General features: G+C 57.4%; 13 protein-coding genes. 5 read left to right on the top strand and 8 right to left on the bottom strand.

Annotated features, from left to right (window positions below):
- Positions 1-141 precede the first annotated feature (141 nt).
- The 4 genes from ACXAD0_RS04925 to ACXAD0_RS04910 form a co-directional block, all read right to left on the bottom strand.
- Positions 142-1,716 (bottom strand): hypothetical protein, encoded by a 1,575-nt coding sequence (locus ACXAD0_RS04925; RefSeq protein ID WP_475087244.1) that lies wholly within the window; start codon positions 1,714-1,716, stop codon positions 142-144.
- Between the two features lie 332 nt (positions 1,717-2,048).
- A complete protein-coding gene (locus ACXAD0_RS04920; RefSeq protein ID WP_475087243.1) occupies positions 2,049-3,560 on the bottom strand; it encodes a sulfotransferase family protein in 1,512 nt (503 codons plus the stop codon).
- A 91-nt stretch (positions 3,561-3,651) separates the two neighbouring features.
- Positions 3,652-6,030 (bottom strand): TonB-dependent receptor, encoded by a 2,379-nt coding sequence (locus tag ACXAD0_RS04915; protein WP_475087242.1) that lies wholly within the window; start codon positions 6,028-6,030, stop codon positions 3,652-3,654.
- Positions 6,031-6,153: 123 nt separating this feature from the next.
- The gene (locus ACXAD0_RS04910; RefSeq protein WP_475087241.1) at positions 6,154-7,014 is read right to left on the bottom strand and encodes a carbon-nitrogen hydrolase family protein; all 861 of its coding nucleotides are present in this window, start codon (positions 7,012-7,014) and stop codon (positions 6,154-6,156) included.
- A 296-nt stretch (positions 7,015-7,310) separates the two neighbouring features.
- Here ACXAD0_RS04910 and ACXAD0_RS04905 point away from each other — a divergent pair, with 296 nt between their 5' ends.
- Positions 7,311-8,549, top strand: a complete 1,239-nt coding sequence (locus tag ACXAD0_RS04905) for an MFS transporter (protein WP_475087240.1) — start codon at positions 7,311-7,313, stop codon at positions 8,547-8,549.
- 43 nt (positions 8,550-8,592) lie between these two features.
- On the opposite strand, the gene ACXAD0_RS04900 is transcribed toward ACXAD0_RS04905, so the two are convergent.
- From ACXAD0_RS04900 to ACXAD0_RS04885, 4 genes are all read right to left on the bottom strand, one after another.
- Positions 8,593-10,398, bottom strand: coding sequence for an aminotransferase-like domain-containing protein (locus ACXAD0_RS04900; protein WP_475087239.1), 1,806 nt, complete (start codon positions 10,396-10,398; stop codon positions 8,593-8,595).
- 181 nt (positions 10,399-10,579) lie between these two features.
- Positions 10,580-11,200: an HdeD family acid-resistance protein gene (locus tag ACXAD0_RS04895; RefSeq protein ID WP_475087238.1), complete on the bottom strand. Its 621-nt coding sequence runs from the start codon at positions 11,198-11,200 to the stop codon at positions 10,580-10,582.
- A 273-nt stretch (positions 11,201-11,473) separates the two neighbouring features.
- Positions 11,474-12,787, bottom strand: coding sequence for an omega-aminotransferase AptA (aptA, locus tag ACXAD0_RS04890; RefSeq protein ID WP_475087237.1), 1,314 nt, complete (start codon positions 12,785-12,787; stop codon positions 11,474-11,476).
- Between the two features lie 100 nt (positions 12,788-12,887).
- Positions 12,888-14,333, bottom strand: a complete 1,446-nt coding sequence (locus ACXAD0_RS04885) for an NAD-dependent succinate-semialdehyde dehydrogenase (RefSeq protein WP_475087235.1) — start codon at positions 14,331-14,333, stop codon at positions 12,888-12,890.
- Between the two features lie 176 nt (positions 14,334-14,509).
- Between ACXAD0_RS04885 and ACXAD0_RS04880 the strand changes: the two genes are divergently transcribed.
- From ACXAD0_RS04880 to ACXAD0_RS04865, 4 genes are all read left to right on the top strand, one after another.
- Positions 14,510-15,421 (top strand): LysR family transcriptional regulator, encoded by a 912-nt coding sequence (locus ACXAD0_RS04880; RefSeq protein WP_475087234.1) that lies wholly within the window; start codon positions 14,510-14,512, stop codon positions 15,419-15,421.
- Between the two features lie 89 nt (positions 15,422-15,510).
- Positions 15,511-16,302 (top strand): DUF6090 family protein, encoded by a 792-nt coding sequence (locus tag ACXAD0_RS04875; protein WP_475087233.1) that lies wholly within the window; start codon positions 15,511-15,513, stop codon positions 16,300-16,302.
- A gap of 461 nt (positions 16,303-16,763) precedes the next feature.
- The gene (locus ACXAD0_RS04870; protein ID WP_475087232.1) at positions 16,764-17,351 is read left to right on the top strand and encodes a bactofilin family protein; all 588 of its coding nucleotides are present in this window, start codon (positions 16,764-16,766) and stop codon (positions 17,349-17,351) included.
- 85 nt (positions 17,352-17,436) lie between these two features.
- Entirely contained in the window at positions 17,437-18,654 is a 1,218-nt protein-coding gene (locus tag ACXAD0_RS04865; protein ID WP_475087231.1) for a hypothetical protein, read from the top strand.
- Positions 18,655-18,663 lie beyond the last annotated feature (9 nt).

Here is an 18,663-nt window from a genome sequence, read left to right as displayed (position 1 = left end):
TGTCGCGCATCGCCTTATGATGATTGAAGCCGCCGCAATTCGCTACTCTGCGGCCACAGGGCATGGCGCTATCCCGCTGCCTGACGGACAGGCAATAAAAAACCCGGCCAATGGCCGGGTTTTTTAAACTACTGGCAGCGATTAGCCTTTGCTTCGTCCCTGAGCCTGCTGCACCAGCTGCTTCTTGTCACCTTTCTTGGTTTGCTCCGGCTTCAACTTGGCCAGCATCAGCTTAATTTGCTGGTAATCATCCTCGTTGTTGAGCTCCAGCAGCAGCGGCTGGGCAACTTCAGCAAAGTACTCCGCATCCTGTCGGTTATACAACTCCTGGGCCATCCACTGGGCGATATGTACCTGACGGGGAGCGCGCAAGTAAGCCTGCTCCAGCATTTCCAGGTATTTCTCCTGCGGGTAACCCAGCATTTCCATACTCATCGCCAGTCCATACCAATGAGAGGCAACTTTGTCATCCTTATTCACCAGCTTAACGAACTGATCGCGAACCTGTTTCAGCGCCTTGGTATCTCGAGACTGACCCAGCATGCTGGTCTGACGAGTGAGACCAAGCCACGCCTGAGTGCTCATATACCAAACTTCATCACGCTGCCGGTTAGGAATACTTTCAAGCAGCTCTTTGGCGATCTCGAAGTTACCAATACGGGTTTCAGCATCAGCCTGAACCGCCGTCAGTTTGTGACTGTGCACACCATGGCTATGGGCATAGTGCAGCAGAGGTTCCAGACCCTGCATGTTATAGCCAGACAACACGAGGAACTGACCAACTTCTGCAATGGCATTCTGCTGGGACAGCTGGCGAACGTCCGGATTCACCTCGCGGAAATCCTGCGGGATAACACCACCCGCCATGCGGAATGAACCTTCACTAAATAAAGCCTCGTAACGCTTTTCAACATCTGCAAGTTTCACTTTCATGGTACGCTCCATCGCTTCGATGGGATCCGCACCATTGTTGTACTCACGCACGAACTGCTTGAACTCTTCGGTCTTGCCGCTCTCCATGATCAACCAGTGAGCCAGCATCCAGCCACTCGCATATACCTGCGCTTTCTCATCGTTGCTGGTATTGGATACGGTTGCACGCAGCAACTGCTCCAAAGGCATCGGGCTGGTATACAGTAAGGTCATGGCACGCTCTTCCGGAATCGCACCCAGCTGATAGCGGCCAGGCACCGGGAAGGTCATGGTAGACATGAACTCGGCGAAGCCCTCACTGTACCAATACGGGTAGTGAATGGTGTTGCCGCTGTAACTCAGGAAGTGCGTGTACTCGTGGAACAGAAACTCACGGGCCTGCAACTGACGCTCACCATTACGGCCATCCAGGTTCACCAGGGCATAACTACCCTGTGCGGTGGTATCAAACAGGCCATTGGTCATCTCCGCCAGCTCGGGACCAACCAGGCCGGAATAGGCCTGCCGATCAGCAGCGGCATAGATGGTCAGCTTCTGGCGCGGCGGCTCAGCATCAAGCAACTTCAGTGCAACAGAGCGATAACGCTCCAGATCGGCTGCCAGCGTCTTCACGGCAACCGGATCGCCATTGGTGACGATACGGAAGTTGGGGCTGTCCACCTGGAACCAGGTGTCTTCACCCAAGTTATGCGGGGCACTGCAGGCAGAAACGGCTACTGCAGAAAGAATTACTAACGTAGCAAGTGCGCGTGCGAACATATTCCTATCACCATGTGGGTTCATGTCGAGCCCTCCATGGCGAAATGTGAAGCACACACAATACCGGTTTTAGCTGTACAAAAAAAGAACAATTTTAGACAAGAACCCGGAAGACACCGGATTATTTGGGACCCCGAAGGAGATCCCGGTCAGAAAGACGTATGGACGCCTGGACAGCCAATTCGCGGAGCTTTCTTTCGACAAAACCACGGGATTACGCCGGATACTGGCCAGTCATACTAAATAAGTAGCAGAGTTCGGCAGCACGGAGTGGTGGTTTCCCCATCTGAAAAAGCGATTTTTCGCAGACGGCACTGCTAGCGCGACCAGTCGGTTTCGGCCTATATGGCGGACCATCAAAGCGCAATGCCGGCACGCTGCAGCTTCTCAGCGAGGGGGGCGAGCTGATTTTCATAATGACGCCAGTGCGCCACTGCCCGGGTATACAGGGGTTGCCGCACCTGGGCGGAACTGGCTGTACTCACAGCGCTGCGGTTGCGATGGAATTCGCCGCAGGCAGCCTCCCATTCAAGACCGGTACAGGCAACCAACTCAGCGGCTTGCCGATCGAAGTCATGCACCAGATCCTCATAGGACTGGAATCGGATGTACTCGCCCAAAGCGTCACGCCAGACCGCCTTCAGCTTGTCATACGCAATGTAGTAATCCGCGAGGTCATCGAGACTGTATGAGAAGGGGTATCCCATTTTGAACAGCGTCTTGAACATCGCGAAACAGGCGTCCAATGGATGACGCTCCATCCAGATCATCGAAGCCGCGGGCATCGACCTGGCAATCAGCGCCGCATAAAGAAAATTCAGCGGCGTCTTGTCGATATGTTTGCGTGTACCGGATCCTAACTGGGCGATACGCCCCAGATAGGCATCGGAGATTGTCGGTGGCGACCAGCTGGCGGTCTGCCTGACCAGAGCGTCCTTGGGCAGGCTTTTCCCGGCAGCTACCATCAACGCCAGCGGAAAGTCTGTGATTTCACCAAAACTGTCGCACTGGCTGTGACTGGAAAGAATCCGGTCGACCAGCGTAGTGCCCGATCTCGGCAAACCAAAAACGAAAACCACTTCATCGCCTGTTTGCGTCGAACAATTCCGCGCGTCGATCTGCCCATGATGTTCAGCGAGCAACCCCAGTACTTGCGAATCGGACTCGACCTGATACCGCAGCCCCGCTCGCCGAAGTGAAGCCCCCGCATGAAAATGCTGATAGGCCTGCTCGTATTCCCCCAGGTCTTCCAATTCCTTTCCCAGGGCATAGTGCAACTGGACCTGATCCATCGGCCGCAGCCCCGGTGATGCCAGCGCCTTGCGCAGCCTGTCGATATGATTGGCTTCATGGGTCACGCGGCGGATGCCACTCAGGACTTGATGCGCTTGCCCGTCATCGGGAAACTGCTGTAGCAGTGCCTCCAAAACTGACTCGGCCTCTTCCAGCGCACCCTGCGCCAGCAGGTTGGCGCCTAGATTGTAGCGGGCATCCCTGTCACCACCGCGCGCCAGTTCGCGATAGACCCCCACCGCGTCGGCAACCTTCTGACATTGTGACAGCAGCTCTGCGCAAGTCGCCAGATGCGCCGGATGCTTTTGCGCGCGCATTCGATATTCCTGTAGCAGAGCACTGACACTTTTGTGCTGGCCGAGAAAAATACGACAGCGAATTTGTATGGGAAAGAGAGCAAGGACATCGGGAAACCGTGTGCGCAAGCGATCTATCTCGGCATTCGCATCCGCAAAGCGTCCCTGGGACAGGCGTTGATTGACCGCATTCACCCCGGTACGCACAGTGCTATCATCTCTATTCAGCGGCTCTCCCGCCCGGCCCTTCGGAGTCGAACCTCTCACTGCCTGATCCACACACATTGCTCCTGCAAAAAAAATGGGGCGCACAGCGCCCCATTAAAACAACAAGCTACACATTTCTAAAGGTACTTCGCCTCAAGTTGGCTTAAAACGCCGCTTTGAAGTTGGCACCGATAGTGCGAGGCTGAACCATGAAAGTTTTGGAGCCGTTGCCAAAATACTGCTGCGACGGATCGGTCCCCATGTACTCCTCCTTGAACAGGCCGGTAGCGCCCTCCTCGTTCGTGATATTTTTCGCAAAGAGGGTCGCAGTCCACCAGTCACCGGATACACCGATATGCCCGTCAACCAGCGAGAAACCATCCAGCTCTGTGGCGAACCGGACACTGTCGCTGGCCGCATTGCTGGCATCCGACTGGTAATAAGCGGCCATGCGTGCCACCAGGTCGAGGCCATCAATACCGGTTGAAGTTCGATAATCAAACGCAGCAGTAAAGGTGTTTTCCGGCGTTCCGGGCAGACGCGTTCCGGCGCTTGCCAGAGCGCCGGAGTAACCGGGCGCGGTCAAATCGGAATCTAGTTCTGCCTGCACATGGGCATAACCCAGGGTATAGGCGAGGTTGTCACTGAGGTTACCCTGCAACTCAAGTTCTACACCGGATGTAGAGGCCTTGTCACCATTGGCGACCGCATAGAAACCCCACCAGGGTGTAGCAGTATTGACCTGTACGTTATCCCAGTCGACCGCAAACGCGGCGGCACTATAACGCATTCCCGCAACGGTGCCTTTCAGGCCAATCTCGTAGTTGATGACGCTATCCGACTCGTACTGTGCCCAGGCAGCGTCCTCGGCAAAGAACCCTGACGTGGGCGCAGCGTTAGAACCGCCGCGACGATAACCTTCCGAGATGGTGGCATACGCCATGGTTTCATCAGAAATATCGTAGGCCGCATTAACCTTGAAGAGCACACCATCATCTTCGGTCTTGCGGCTGTCATTCAGTACCGGGAAGATCGCACCGGATCCATAGGCCGGGAAGTCCATGTACACCGCTGACTCATACTCATTGTCGAACTGGCGTGCACCCAAGGTCAGGTGGAACTGATCCAGGTTCCAGGTGACTTCACCATAAAAGGCGAGTTCGGTGAAGTTGTCGTCGCGGGCATAGTCCCAGTCCATGTCACTGGCCACAATACCGGGCCCCCAGGCGGCGTCGGCCCACTGCTGGAAGCCTCGCACATAGCTCTGCTGCGCACCGGCGGTCTCCTGGTCGATATAGAATGCACCGACAATCCAGTCGAGGGATTCTGAGCCATTGGAGACGAGCCGCAGCTCCTGAATCAATGCGCTGTCTTCATACTGCCGTACCGCCTGAGCCATCGGACGGTTGTAGTTGTAATAGAAGGCACCAATCCAACCGTTCTGCGCGTAAAAGCCGGTGTTTTCGGAGATGGAATCACCGCTGTGATCGTAATCAGACGTGGAGGAGGTCAGGGTCGCAAAGCCCAGATCAATTTCCACTTCCAGGCTGGAAAGGTCTGCCTCACGACTAGATGGCTCAAGCTGGATCGAGCCATTTTCATACTCGTCGTACGCCTGGCCGAAACCGTCCAGGCCCTGAGTCTGCTGACGACGTCCGCCGATGTCGTCCTCCTGGGTCATGTGGGTAAACAGCACCTCAACATTGTCACTCGGCTGCCAGAGGGCCGCGAATTTCCCATAGGTAATTTCGACCGTATCCGCATCCTCAACACTGCGATAAGCAGCCGCCGGATCGAGCACGCCATTGGGCGCTTCCGGCACACCGGCGTTATCCAGGCGATAGACATTGACGTAATCCACCACACCGGCATTGTCGATAGTGCCGGCGGCAAGACGCACAGCGAAGGTGTCCGACATCGCAAGGTTCAGCACGGCATCGGTGCTGTAGTTCAAATCACCTGAGCCGTCAGTCGAGGAAATTCCCGCAGAAAAGTCAGCCTCGAATCCTTCTGTGCTCGGTTTGCGGGTGATATAGCGTACCGTGCCGCCCAGTGACCCGGAGCCATACAGGGTTCCCTGCGGGCCGCGCAGAACCTCGACACGCTCGAGATCTTTAAGGACGAAATTCGCATATACCGGCGTGCTGTTCACGTAGGTCGATACGGTTGGTGCAGCCGCAACGGAGTAATCCCCCAATGCCGCGCTATCCACATTCAAACCACGAATCATGATGCCGTTAATGACCCCGGAATTTCGGTTGCCACGATCGACTACCGCAACGCCCGGTATATTCCGCATCAACTCTGCCTGATCAACAATTTGTGCTTCGGCCACAGCGTCGCCGGAGACAGCAGAAATGTTGTACGGCACATCCTGCAACGTGGTTTCACGTGCAGTCGCCGTAACAACGATTTCTTCAATGGCCTGGCCATCCTGTGAAAACGCGTTTGCAGACCACGCAAACGAGCATCCAGCCGACACGGCGGCTACCGCGACGGCCAGTGATTTCCGATGGAAACTCTGGGTTTGGTTATGGTTCATGGTTCCCTCTGCTCTTGTCATAGTTATCGGCCAAACCGCGCCTGTCAATTGGGTAGTGTTTCGGGAGCACTGGCCACCACCGCAGCCGATTACGTCAAACCGCGCCCCATCGTTGTTGCTACATCAATCCGGAACCTTGAGTGGCCCCAGTTCCCCATAGGCCGGCGAAACTGCCCCGGCCTCATACTGTGGAAATTGAATACGCGTGTCGCGGAAGCTCTTCAGCACCTGTCCCAGCCCCTTCATGCCACGCTCGCGGACTCTTGCTACCTTTTCCAGGTTGATCTCGAAGGCGATCACTTCTTCCTCCACCGAGGCTTCGTGCAGGGTTTCACCCTCGGGCCCCACAATGATCGAACGGCCAACCCCCTGACCGCCCGCTGCGTTCACATCGACGATGTAGCATTGGTTGGTCACCGCGCTGGCGCGGACAATGGCCAGCTCATCTTCACGATCGATGGTGTCGGTCTTGGTAGGATGGATAATCACTTCCGCCCCGAGCCAACTGAGGGCCCGGGTGGTTTCGGGAAACCACATGTCGTAGCAGATCGATACGCCGAAACGCCCCACCTGCGGGATATCGAACACGAAAAACTGATCACCGCCGGTGACTCCTTTTTCGTAGGGCAGGAACGGATACATTTTCCGGTAGCGCCCGACAACTTCGCCATCGGGGTTGATCACCGGCGTGGTATTAAATACCGCGCTGCCACGCTTCTCATACATGGAGCCTGGCACCAACCAGATACCCAGCTCGCGAGCGCTGCGGCAAAAGGCCTCTTCTTCTGCTGAGGGCAGTTCGCGGGCATGCTGTACGCCGACACCGCGCAGTGCCAGTTCGCTGAGCACAATCATGCGTACCCAGGGGAAGCGCAGCTTGGTGCGCTGGATCCGCTGCAGCAATACCTCCAGGTTATCGGCTTCCTCCAGTTTCAGCTGCAGTGCCGCGATACCGAAAAGCCTGTTGTCCTGCGTCTGTTCCATAGCTCCGCGATGTCCGCTTTTGGGTCCGGCGAAAGGCCGAACGCTCAATCTGGATGTATCTTGGGAGAATCAGGACAGGCTCGATAGGTCCAGATTCGCAGATGCTGTGGGTCCAACGGGGCCAAAACCCCAAAATTTGCCCATAACCTCGTAATGTGGCACCACCCCGTGCAACGAACTGGCCCTATGACAGGAGGGCGGATGCTTTAGCTTTAGCACTGATTCGCCGTACACTGTGATTTCGAGTAATCCGCACGGCGGCCACACCCAGCAATCGCCAACCCGCGGGAGAGCGCATGAGTCAGCAAGCCATACAGAGTGCAGCCGTCGAGGGAGCCAACCGACCTGCAGCCCTCAGCGAGACCGGCTTTTTCCCAACGGTGGCATCCACAAGCTGGGCAGCCAGCCTGCTGCTCGCATTCCTGTCTTCAGCAGGGCTGTATTACGTCAATATTTTCCCGGTGATTGTGGATTCATTGATGGCGGGCGCGGGCCTCTCCAATGCCCAGGCCGGCGAAATCACCTTTGCAAATACCATCGGCGCGGTGATTGGGGCTTTCGTCATTTCCTTGCTGGTTAAGCATATTCCGCGCTGGAAACTGGCGGCGACGCTGCTATTGGTCGCTTCAATCTCGATGGATCTGCTAACCATCAGCCTGGCCAATATTGAGTGGTTGAAACCGCTGCGGCTGGTGCACGGCATTTTGGGTGGGGCGTTGGTCGGCCTGGGGTTTGCCGCGATTGCCCGCAGCGGTATCGCCGGCCGAAGTTACAGTATGGTCTTGCTGGTGCAGTACACCGGCGGCGCCATTGGCTTGCTGGTGTTACCCGGTATGGTCGCGCAGCACGGTACCTATGTACCGTTTTATGCACTGGTGGTATTCAGTACCGTGACCTTGCTGATGCTGCCCTTTGTCCCGGACTATCCCTTACCTCAAAACGCAGAAGAGACGCCCGCGCAGACCGCGGCACCGTCGCCAATCCGTGTCACCCCCATGCTAATCACACTACTGGCGCTATTCTGCTTCCAGTTTGCCAACATGGCCTTGTTTGCGTTTATTTTTGACCTGGGCAAATCCTATGGTCTGTCACTGGAATTTATCAGTGGCACACTGTTCTGGGCCAACCTGATTGCCATAAGCGGTGCGGCACTGGCAGCGATCACCGGGCAGCGCTACGCACTGGCAGGACCGCTCGCCATTGCACTGGCGGTGACCTTTGCAGGACTGGCCCTGTTTGCGCTCAGCAACATCCCCCTGATGTTTATTGTCGCCAACGTGGTGACCGGGATTACCTGGGCGTTCTGCGTCCCGTACTTACTCACGATGGCCTCGCGATTTGATGTCGCCGGACAAATGGGGGCTTTCGGTGGTTTTGCCTCGAAGATGGGACTGGCGTGTGGACCGCTCGTGGCCGGATATTTTATTTCCGGGGGCGGCAACTACCCGCAGATGATCGCGATCGCCTGTGCGCTGATCGCCCTCAGTGCCGCAGCGCTGCCTGCCGCTGCCAAGCTCGATCGGCAACAAGCCTGATGACGGGAAGATCGCACTGCGCCGACCAGAACGGTTCGATAAGCTATTCGCGCGAAAGAATGCCAGTGTCGATCAGCTGACCATCTTCGCTAAACCATTTGATCCGGTGCGCCTCAGCCACGACATAGAATGCCGCCTGACGACCGTATGACCAGGTGCGCCACTGGCGCACCCACATGTCGCCCTGTAGCCACCAGCGTCCGGTATCCGTCTCATCGACATCCACATCATTGCGGGCATAACCCAGCAGCGTACCGTCTTCCATCACCTGTACCCGGTAGGATTCTCCCAGGGCATTGGTACCCAACAACACTGCGCCGGTAAATTCCCGCTGGATGTCCGCGGCGCTGAGACGACGCCCGATGGCGCTCGCCAGCGTTTCCTCGCCCTGTGACAGTTCACCGTTAATCAATTGCGCCAGCATGCGGACACCCGCTTCGATACGATCGGTCTCGATGGCAGCAAAACCAATCCGCAAAGCGTTGTAGCCGCGAACGGTTTCCAGCAGCAGGCCGCGGCCCTCTGCCTGTTTCTGCAGTTGATCCGCATCGACTTTATCGGGCAACTCCAGCCAACACGCGGTACCGCAACTGGCGCGCCGCACCGTGAGTTTCGGCAGGTGGTGCATCAGAGCTTCACCCAGTGCACTCCAGCGTTCCCGCAGCTGCCGGGTAATACGGAAAGTCGCCGCATCGAGATGGCCAGCGCCGATAAACTTCGCCAGCAGCCGCTGGTTTACCGCAGGCACCCTTTCACGCAGGTTATAGCGCAATGCGCGCAGACGCTGAATCACGGGTTTGGGCGCCACGACAAATGCCAGCTGCAAGCCCGGATCAATCGCTCGGGGAAACTGGTAGAGATAAATCACAGACTCGCCGCCGGTTAAACTCTTCAGCGGCGGCAGTGGACTGCCGTGATAGCAGAACTCATGCTCGCAGTCGTTTTCAATGATCACCGCCCCGCGCTCACCAGCACGCTGTAACAAACGACGACGGCGTTCCAGACTTGTGGTGACGGCAGTGGGGTTATGGGCATTAGGCTGCAGATACCAGGTGTCACTGGCATCGAGTGCCGCATCAACAACAGGCCCGTCGCTGTCATGGGACAGCGCATGAATACCCGCACCCGTGCGTCGAAAAACCTCCTCGGTATTGGCGCAGGCGGGAATAACCATCGACAGGTTGCGTTCACTGCCAAGAAACAATTGCCCGAGCAGGTAGCAGGCTTGCTGAAGCCCGCTGGCCAGCAAAACCTGTCCGGGCTCTACATATATGCCGCGCCGCGGCAGCAATCGCGTGCAAATCTGTTCAATCAGTTGACGGTCGTCCTCGTTATCGCCCTGCGTTGCCCACTGCGCGACTTCGCGCGCACTATAGATATCGCGCGAGCAATCCCGCCATTCGCCACTGGCAAACAATCGCGGATCATACTCGTTGCTGACAAAGGGAAATGGATACTGGAGCCAGTTCGCGGGGCGGGCATGCAGCGCCCGACGGCTCACCGACACCGGATTACAGCGCTCACGCCAAAACGATTTATCCGCATCTTCCGGAACACTGCCAACCGCAGGGTCCGCATGACTGATGACGCCCTGGGCCTGTACCGTCTCGTTCACATAAAACCCGCTGCGCTCGCGGGTCATCAGAAAACCGTCGTCGACGAGCTGCTGGTAGGAAAGTACCACGGTGTTACGGGCAACGCCGAGCTGCTCCGCCATACGTCTGGACGAGGGCATTTTGTGGCCCGCAGGGATACTGCCAGAGAGAATCCCCTGGATAATTTTTTCGCGGATCTGTGACTGCAGGCTCTTGTCGGCCTGCGGGTCGAGAACGATCAGGGACTCCACCATAACGGGCTCGCTTTATTGGTATCTTTAGCCTGCAGGAAGACTGCAATTATCGTGCGAGTTAGCCAAATGATGATGCCCCCGCAGGGGCGTTGGATGCAAGTGCCAGCGCAACGGTTGGCGCCGACAGCATGAGAAAAGCGTGCCGGGGTGGTGCCGGACAACCCCGGCACCACCCCGATCGTCAGGTGGTGCTTGCCGGCTCGCCACGTAATTTGCGCATCCGGAACGCGAGTAAGATCAGGGGGATACCAAAAATGATGGCGTAAAAGCCGATCAGCCACACCAGTGCCAGTGCACCGGCCTCCGGCCGGAACAGAATCATCAAACCAAAGATAATGGAGATAATTCCGGCCAGAATGAGCCACCACTCGTGGTCAATCTCATTGCGCAGGCGTATTGCGCCGATCACTTCGAAAATGCCACGCACCAGCGCCCAGGCACCGATGAAAATGACCAGTACCAGCCCTGTCACTTGCGGGTACATAAAAGTCACCACGCCCGCGGCAATACTCACCAGACCCGCGACAATCAGCCACCACACCGGCAGCGACGAATGGCGGCCCTTTATCGCGGTCACAATTGCGAGGACCCCGTCGATCAGCGCATACACACCAAACAGCACGATCAGCGTGAGCAGGGTCAGGCCCGGCCACGCAAACGCGAGAATGCCGAATATCACCGCACAGACACCGCGCAGTAACACCAGCCACCAGTTATCGCCGAGCACTTCGAGAATCGGGCGATAGCCCTCAGGCAGATTATCGGGCGCTCCGCCCGGGGAAGAGGATTGTTCCTGAGCCATACAGCAGACTCCAATATGGTTAAGCCTGCCCTCAGTGTAGACGGTTATTTCAACCTGAAGCCAAGGAGCAGCAATCCATACCGCACTGCACCCCCCTAGCCCCAATCGATTGAAACCCCCAAGAAAAAAGCGACCCGTCACCACGGCTAAGGCCAACTCTGCAAAGCCTTTCACCGCGGCAACGGGCCGCTTGTTTTCAGTGTAGACGTTTACCGCGCCAGCACCGGGCGCGGCCGGGGAAATTACTGACGCGCCAGTCTATTCTGCTCGCCGTTATGCCAGCGCGCGAATGACCCCGCGCAACTGCTCAACGATCATATCGATCTCATGCTTCTCGATAATCAGCGGTGGGGACATACACAGCGCGTCGCCGATACCGCGGGCCATCACGCCCGCATCCCAGGCCGCCAGCGCCGCTTTGCCACCGAAGCGTCCTTTCAGGGACTCCGGTGCGCGCAGCTCGATGGCACCAACCAGGCCGTAATTGCGCACGTCGATGACATTGTCCAGGTCGGCGAGGCTGTGCAGCGCATCTTCCCAGTACTGGCCAATTTCTCCCCCGGCACGGGTCAGCAGCCCCTCGCGCTCATAAATATCCAGGGTCGCCATGCCCGCCGCACAAGCAACCGGATGCGCGGAGTAGGTGTAGCCGTGATAAAACTCCACCGCACCTTCCGGGGCAGCGCTGGCGACAGTCTTGTAAATTTCATCGTTGACGAACACGGCGCTCAGGGGAACGGTGGCATTGGTGATGCCTTTGGCCGAGGTGATCATGTCCGGTGTCACGTCCCACTCGGTGGCAGCAAACGCGGAGCCGGTGCGTCCCCAGCCGGAAATGACCTCATCAAAAATCAGCAGCAGGTCATGCTGATCGCAAATTTCGCGGATGCGCTTCAGGTACCCCTTGGGCGGCAACACCACACCACCGGCCCCGGAGAACGGCTCGATAATGACCGCCGCAATCTGGTCCGCACCGTGGAAGGCAACCAGGCGCTCGAGGTCTTCAGCCAGTTCGACACCGTGCTCGGGCAAACCGCGGCTGAACGCGTTGCGCTCAATATCCAGGGTATGGCGCATGTGATTGGCTTTTACCGGCTGGCCGAAGCTCTGGTAGTTGGCGGCGATACCACCGACAGAAATACCACCGAAGTTCACACCGTGGTAACCCTTCTCGCGGCCGATAAACATGGTGCGCGAAGACTTGCCCCGAGCACGCTGATACTGCAGGGCAATTTTCAGTGCGGATTCGACCGCCTCGGAGCCCGAGTTACCAAAAAATACCTTGTTCAGTCCGTCCGGCGTGTACTGCACCAGACGCTCCGCGTACTGGAAACTCAACTCGTGACCAAAATTGAAGATGGAGCTGTAATCGAGGGTCTTGGCCTGCTGATGGATCGCGTCGGCAATTTCCGAGCGACAATGGCCGGCATTGCTGCACCAGAGGCCTGCGGTCGCATCAATAATCTTGCGACCGGATTTCTCCATCAGGTAAATGCCCTCGGCGCGTTCGACAATACGCGGCGCCGCTTTAAAGCTCCGGTTGGGAGTAAAAGGCATCCAGAAGGCATCAGTGTTCAGTTCGGACATGTGTGTTCTCCAGGTTTCCCCGTTTTTCCGGTATTGCCCGTACGACAGTATGGCTACCGCCGCACGGGAAAAACGTATTTTCGGTTGGCGCTGAATCTAATCAGGCACCGAAGCAGCAGTACTTGGTTTCGTAGAATTCGGCCATGCCTTCGATCCCGCCCTCGCGCCCGATCCCGGACTCCTTGCAACCACCAAAGGGCGCCACTGTGGTGGAGAAAACACCGGCGTTACAGGCCACCATGCCATAGTCCAGGGCCTCAACCACGCGATTGGCACGGCGAATGTTTTCACTCATGACATAAGCGGCCAGCCCGTAAGGGGTATCGTTGGCCCGGCGGATTACGTCAGCTTCATCGGTAAACTTTTGCACTGGCGCCAACGGCCCGAAGATTTCCTCGCGGGCAATGCGCATGTCGTCATGTACATTAACCAATACGGTAGGTGCATAAAAGTTTTCACCGTGGGACAGGAAATCCCCACCCTGAATCACTTCCGCACCGGCCGCGACCGCATCAGTAACCAGTGCCTGCACGCGCTCCACCGCACGGCGGTGAATCAGCGGGCCAACCTGTACACCGGTATCCACGCCATTACCCACTGGTAACGCGGCCACCGCAGCGCGCAGTTTTTCCACAAATTCATCATGCACCGCTTCATGCACGTAAATGCGATTGGTGGAAACACAGGTCTGGCCAGCGTTGCGCATCTTGGTCGCAACACAGGACTGCACTGCGGTATCCAGGTCGGCGTCATCAAATACGATAAAGGGCGCATTCCCGCCGAGCTCCATCGACATTTTTTTCACACCAGCGGCGCACTGCGCCATCAGGATTTTGCCCACCGCCGTCGACCCGGTGAAGGTAAACTTGGCCACACGCGGATCCTGCGTCAGCACTTTGCCGATCCCGGCCGAGTCACTGCCCACCACCATATTGAGGGTGCCTGCCGGCAGCCCCGCTTCTTCGCCCAGCTGACACAGCGCCAGCGCAGACAATGGGGTTTCCGCCGCCGGCTTGATCACCACGGTACAGCCCGCTGCCAGTGCCGGCGCTGCCTTGCGGGTAATCATCGCGTTGGGGAAGTTCCATGGGGTGATACAGGTCACCACACCCACTGGCTGGCGGATGGTGTGCAAACGCATCGCCGGGTTGTGGGTCGGAATCGTCTGACCGTAGGCGCGGCGACATTCCTCCGCATACCACTCGATATAAGAGGCGCCATAGAGAATCTCGCCCTTTGCTTCCGCGACCGGCTTGCCCTGTTCCAGGGTCAGCAAGTACGCCAGGTCATCGGCGTTATCCACAATCAGCTGGTACCAGCGCTTGAGGACCGCCGCACGCTCGGCGGCGGTCAGCGCCTGCCAGGCCGGCATGGCCGCCTCTGCCGAAGCAATCGCGGCCTCGGCGTCTGCGGCCGAGCCGTTGGCGACCTGCGCCAGCAATTCGCCGGTGGCGGGGTTGCGCACATCCAGGGTTCCCGCTCCCTCGCGCCACTCTCCGGCAATATAATTCTGTTTCTTCAACAGGCTGGAATTGATGTTATCCATCGCCTAACTCCTTGCAAAATCGGCCTATCAAATGAATTTTGTCGATTCTGCCGGGCACCAGAGAGGATAAATAGTCAATTCTTTCGATATTAAATTCGGTATTATCAAACTTTAACTGATCGCGCCCGGACCAAAAGCGAACCAATAGTCACAAAACAAATGTGGAAAGACTGCGTATGAGCAAGACCAAGGCCCTGGGCGGCCGTATTGCCGATATCGACCTGCGCCTGCTGCGGGTATTTCGCGAAGTGGTGCGTGCCGGCGGACTGGCGCCCGCGGAAGTGGCACTCAACATCGGCCGATCCACCATCAGTCAGCACTTGTCCGATCTGGAAGCGAGACTAGGGATGCGCCTGTGCCTCCGCTCGCGTGGACGCTCAGACTTCAAACTGACACCTGAGGGCGAAGCCCTGTTTTCCGCCATTGGCGAGCTGGACAGCCACCTCGCGGCTTTCAAGAGCCAGGTCAATGCCATCCAGTCGCAGCTCACCGGCAGCCTACGCATCGTGTTGCCCGATGATGTTCTGGAAATGCCACAGCTTGATCTCCCTGCCACACTGGCAACCCTGCGTGAGCAGGCGCCACAGCTACAGGTAGATATCCAGCTGGCCGCCCCGCAGGAACTCGAACTGGAAATTCTCGCCGACCGCGCCGATGTGGGCATTAACCCGGTGCATACGCAGCGCCCGGGTCTGGATTACCAACCCCTGTTCAGCCATCAATCCCTTCTATTTTGTGGACACCAGCACCCTCTGGCGCAGAGCGCGCCACTGCGCGAAGAACAGCTCACGGAACAGGAGCTGGCCGCACCCAGCCATGCGGTCCTCTCGGGCGCCGCCCACCTTTACAGGCTGTTTCCCAGACGCTCAATCGCAAACCATATGGCGGCACGACTGGCGATGCTGCTGTCCGGGCACTTTATCGGCTTCCTGCCGGACTATCTGGCGCAACGTTATGTGGACAGCGGTCAGCTGGTGCCGCTGCTGCCCGAGCGTTTCCGCTATGAAATACAAAACGCCGCCACGTATAAGAGCAATTCGGCGCGCAACCCTGCGATCCGCCTGTTTCTCGACGCCCTGTCGACCTGACCCGGTCAACCGGGCAGAAGGCCCGGCCTATACTTGTGGTTCACAGAGGACGACCGGCGTTCGCGGTCGTTTCCGCAATAGGACCCACCATGAAGTTCAAGAAGCTGCGCTACTCCTTCTTACTGCAGCGCAAATTCAAGAACTACCTGTTTTACGCCTTCGGTGAAACCCTGCTCATCGTGCTCGGTATTCTCATCGCCCTGCAGATCAATGACTGGCACGACCGCCATAAGGACCGCGAGCTGGCGGGCAGCATCCTCAAAAGCATCCTTCGCGACCTGGAAGACGACCGTCAACAACTCCAGCAGATCATCGATCTGCAAGTCGCAAAAAAAGAGACGCTGACATCCATTCTCAACAGCGCCGCCAGCGGTGATGTCGGTAGTTCCGCGCTGGCCCGGTCCCTGTCGAACGAAACCCTGCAGCTGAACCCGACCTTCTTCCCGAGTATCGGTGCCTATCGCAGCGCCTCGACGTCCGGCACCATCAGCGCCGTCAAAAGCCAGACCCTCAAGCAGGCGCTTACCAGCCTGTATGGCAGGTATTACGAGCAACTGATCCATAACGGTAAACTGTACGACGCCTGGGTAGACCGGGTCGGGTGGGAAGGGCTCAAGGCCCGCGCGCTGGCCGCGCAGCAGCAAGCCGTTAGTCAGGCGGAACCAGACCCGACGGAGCCACCCAATGCAGTGCCCGATACCGCACGGCCGGTATACATTGATGGCACCGAAGTTCGCTATCCGCTGATCGCCGCTGCTGCGAAGTATCTGATCGCCCAAAACGATATATATTCAACCCGCGCCCAACAGACCCTCGATCGAATCCATCGTCTTGAAGCCCTGATTGAACAAGAGCTGGGACACTTGCGCCAGCGGGAATAAACGATGACTGCGTCATTACGCAGCAGGGATACTCTTCGGCAGCACTAAAGCGGTGCGATAAAAACTGAAAAGCTGTACACAAGTACTTTTGAGACCTGCATCACAAAAAGAGGTTTTCACGGGATTTTTTGTTCGGAATTGATGACACGGTTTTTAATTTAATTTGACAGCGCACCTCCGAAAATATTAAACGCGCGCACGAACAACTGACTAATCGACTCCTTCCAGCAAATTCCCTTCAATATTTCCTGCCTGCGACGACCAACCCTCTAGCTTGACGGCAAAAACCACCTTACTATCTATCGCGCGGTGTCCCCACCAAACAGATTTCTCCCTCACAGGATGGATCGATAGGTAACGCTGCTGTTACGAAGCCCAGCGAAAATGGGTGTGACCAAGTCCCAGAAGAACTCCCCGATGTTTGCGGAGCCAGCCAGCAATAGCCCCTGGAGGAATAGAGAATGGCTATCGACGATATCATTGAAAACAAGGACGAAAATGCAAAGTCTTTTATGGACAGCATAATCGAACAACCGCGTGCGCAGGGCAGCGCCACCGGTGCGGACCAGGACAATTCGGTTATCGGCAAGAACATCAAGTTCCGCGGCGAACTGATCGGTAACGAAAACCTGCACATCGAAGGTACCATCGAAGGCACCGTGATCATGGAAGGTCACAATCTTTCCGTCGGCGCCGGCGGCGAACTGAACGCAAACATTCACGCGAAGAACATCGTGGTCGAAGGCAAGCTGACCGGCGACGCGCTGGCAGACGAGCTGATCGAGATTCGTCGCACTGCGGCCGTTAAAGGCAACCTGATCGCACCGCGTATCAAACTGGATGATGGCGGTAAGTTCCGCGGCTCCATGGATATGGTCGATACCGAGTCCGAAATGAAAGAACGCCACAAGGAGTTCAAGGACAAGCTGGTACACCCCAGCCTGCCGCCAGCGACCGAAGCGGCCCCGGCCGCCAGCAAGCCCAAGTTCACCGCGCCGGCCAGCACGCCTGCAGCGGATAAAAACGACGGCAAAAACAAGGGCGAATAAGCCCGTCAGCAGTCGCTGATGATCTGGCGATCTTCCCAGGGAGGTCGCCAGAGCAATCAGCGCAGCCAGCGTTACGCAAGATCACATGCAGCATCACTCTTTCGGGCTCGCGGCCCTTGTCGACGAGGTCGTCTTACCCTGCTACCGCATTCTCGATCTCGGCCCACTCGCGACCGGCACTACGGAAGCGTTTCTGGAGCTGAATTGCTCCTGCCATATTGAAGACCTGGTCGAGTATCTCGAGGAGTCTCAGGGCGCCGAGGATCCGTGGCGACTGCTTCGCGAGCATCTGGTCCCCAAACCCGCGACGCGCAAATTTGACGTGGTACTGTGCTGGGACCTGTTCAACTTCTTTGAGCCCGAGGGCCTGAATTACCTGCTCGAACTGCTCGCGCCCAACCTGAAAGAAGGCACAATTTTCCATACCATGATGTATACGGGCAGCGTCTTGCCCGAACGCCCGGCGCGCTTTCGACATCTTGGTAAGTTTACCTTCGAGACCGTGGACGACCCCGACTACCCGCGGGCCACCGCACACCGCTATTCGACACTTTCCCTGACCCAGGCGCTGGACAAGGTCTCATTACGCTCGTCCGTATTGCAGCGGGAGGGCATGCGCAAGGATGTGGTGGAGCATATGTTCGAGTATGGACAGGCCACCACACAGGCAACGATTAAATCTGGCGGCGCCTCAGATGCCAGTGCCTATTTTTCCTCCGCCAATGGCACACCGGTATCTCTACCCGGGGTCGGTGAAGCACTGGAGAAAGCGCGCAAGTCCCCCTTCAGCAATGTGCTCGACTGCGGACCACGCAATGGGCGCAATGTCGATGCCCTGCAGCGCCAGGTGGGCGAACTGTTTGTGCAAGACCTCTACACCGCGATTGACTGGCAACGCCAGCGCGGCAGTAATTTTGCCGATGCTGTCACCACCGCCTTGCGCCAGTGCAGCCCGCCGTCCGGACTGGATACCATCCTGCTGTGGGACCTGGCGAACTTTTTCACACCGACTGAAATCACCGAGCTGAGCCATCAGCTGGTACAGCGCCTGAAACAAGGCGGCCGCCTGCATGTGGTGGTGTTGAAAAAAGAGCAACTACCAATGCGCCCGGCAAAGTTTGAAATCCAGGCGGATGGCAGTGTGCACATGGCAGCATCTTCTGTCGGCGCGTCTGCGCCCAATGTGCGCAACGTGACTGAGCTGATCCGGGCCATGCCGCCGATGAAACTGGTGGCCCAGGGACACGGCAAAATGCCCGATAGCAGTTTTTTCCATGAACTCACACTCCAGAAAATCGGTTAGGGTGGAGCA

Source organism: Microbulbifer sp. ABF4_148 (assembly GCF_056158985.1).
The sequence above is the reverse complement of the archived record's forward strand: the minus strand, read 5'-3'. Positions and strand labels throughout refer to the sequence as shown.

What these genes read in the sequence shown, in the direction of transcription:
- ACXAD0_RS04925 (WP_475087244.1), bottom strand. Translation starts at nt 1,716, where the DNA reads ATGAACCCACATGGTGATAGGAATATGTTCGCACGCGCACTTGCTACG.
- ACXAD0_RS04915 (WP_475087242.1), bottom strand. Translation starts at nt 6,030, where the DNA reads ATGAACCATAACCAAACCCAGAGTTTCCATCGGAAATCACTGGCCGTC.
- ACXAD0_RS04910 (WP_475087241.1), bottom strand. Translation starts at nt 7,014, where the DNA reads ATGGAACAGACGCAGGACAACAGGCTTTTCGGTATCGCGGCACTGCAG.
- ACXAD0_RS04905 (WP_475087240.1), top strand. Translation starts at nt 7,311, where the DNA reads ATGAGTCAGCAAGCCATACAGAGTGCAGCCGTCGAGGGAGCCAACCGA.
- ACXAD0_RS04900 (WP_475087239.1), bottom strand. Translation starts at nt 10,398, where the DNA reads ATGGTGGAGTCCCTGATCGTTCTCGACCCGCAGGCCGACAAGAGCCTG.
- ACXAD0_RS04895 (WP_475087238.1), bottom strand. Translation starts at nt 11,200, where the DNA reads ATGGCTCAGGAACAATCCTCTTCCCCGGGCGGAGCGCCCGATAATCTG.
- aptA (WP_475087237.1), bottom strand. Translation starts at nt 12,787, where the DNA reads ATGTCCGAACTGAACACTGATGCCTTCTGGATGCCTTTTACTCCCAAC.
- ACXAD0_RS04885 (WP_475087235.1), bottom strand. Translation starts at nt 14,333, where the DNA reads ATGGATAACATCAATTCCAGCCTGTTGAAGAAACAGAATTATATTGCC.
- ACXAD0_RS04880 (WP_475087234.1), top strand. Translation starts at nt 14,510, where the DNA reads ATGAGCAAGACCAAGGCCCTGGGCGGCCGTATTGCCGATATCGACCTG.
- ACXAD0_RS04875 (WP_475087233.1), top strand. Translation starts at nt 15,511, where the DNA reads ATGAAGTTCAAGAAGCTGCGCTACTCCTTCTTACTGCAGCGCAAATTC.
- ACXAD0_RS04870 (WP_475087232.1), top strand. Translation starts at nt 16,764, where the DNA reads ATGGCTATCGACGATATCATTGAAAACAAGGACGAAAATGCAAAGTCT.
- ACXAD0_RS04865 (WP_475087231.1), top strand. Translation starts at nt 17,437, where the DNA reads ATGCAGCATCACTCTTTCGGGCTCGCGGCCCTTGTCGACGAGGTCGTC.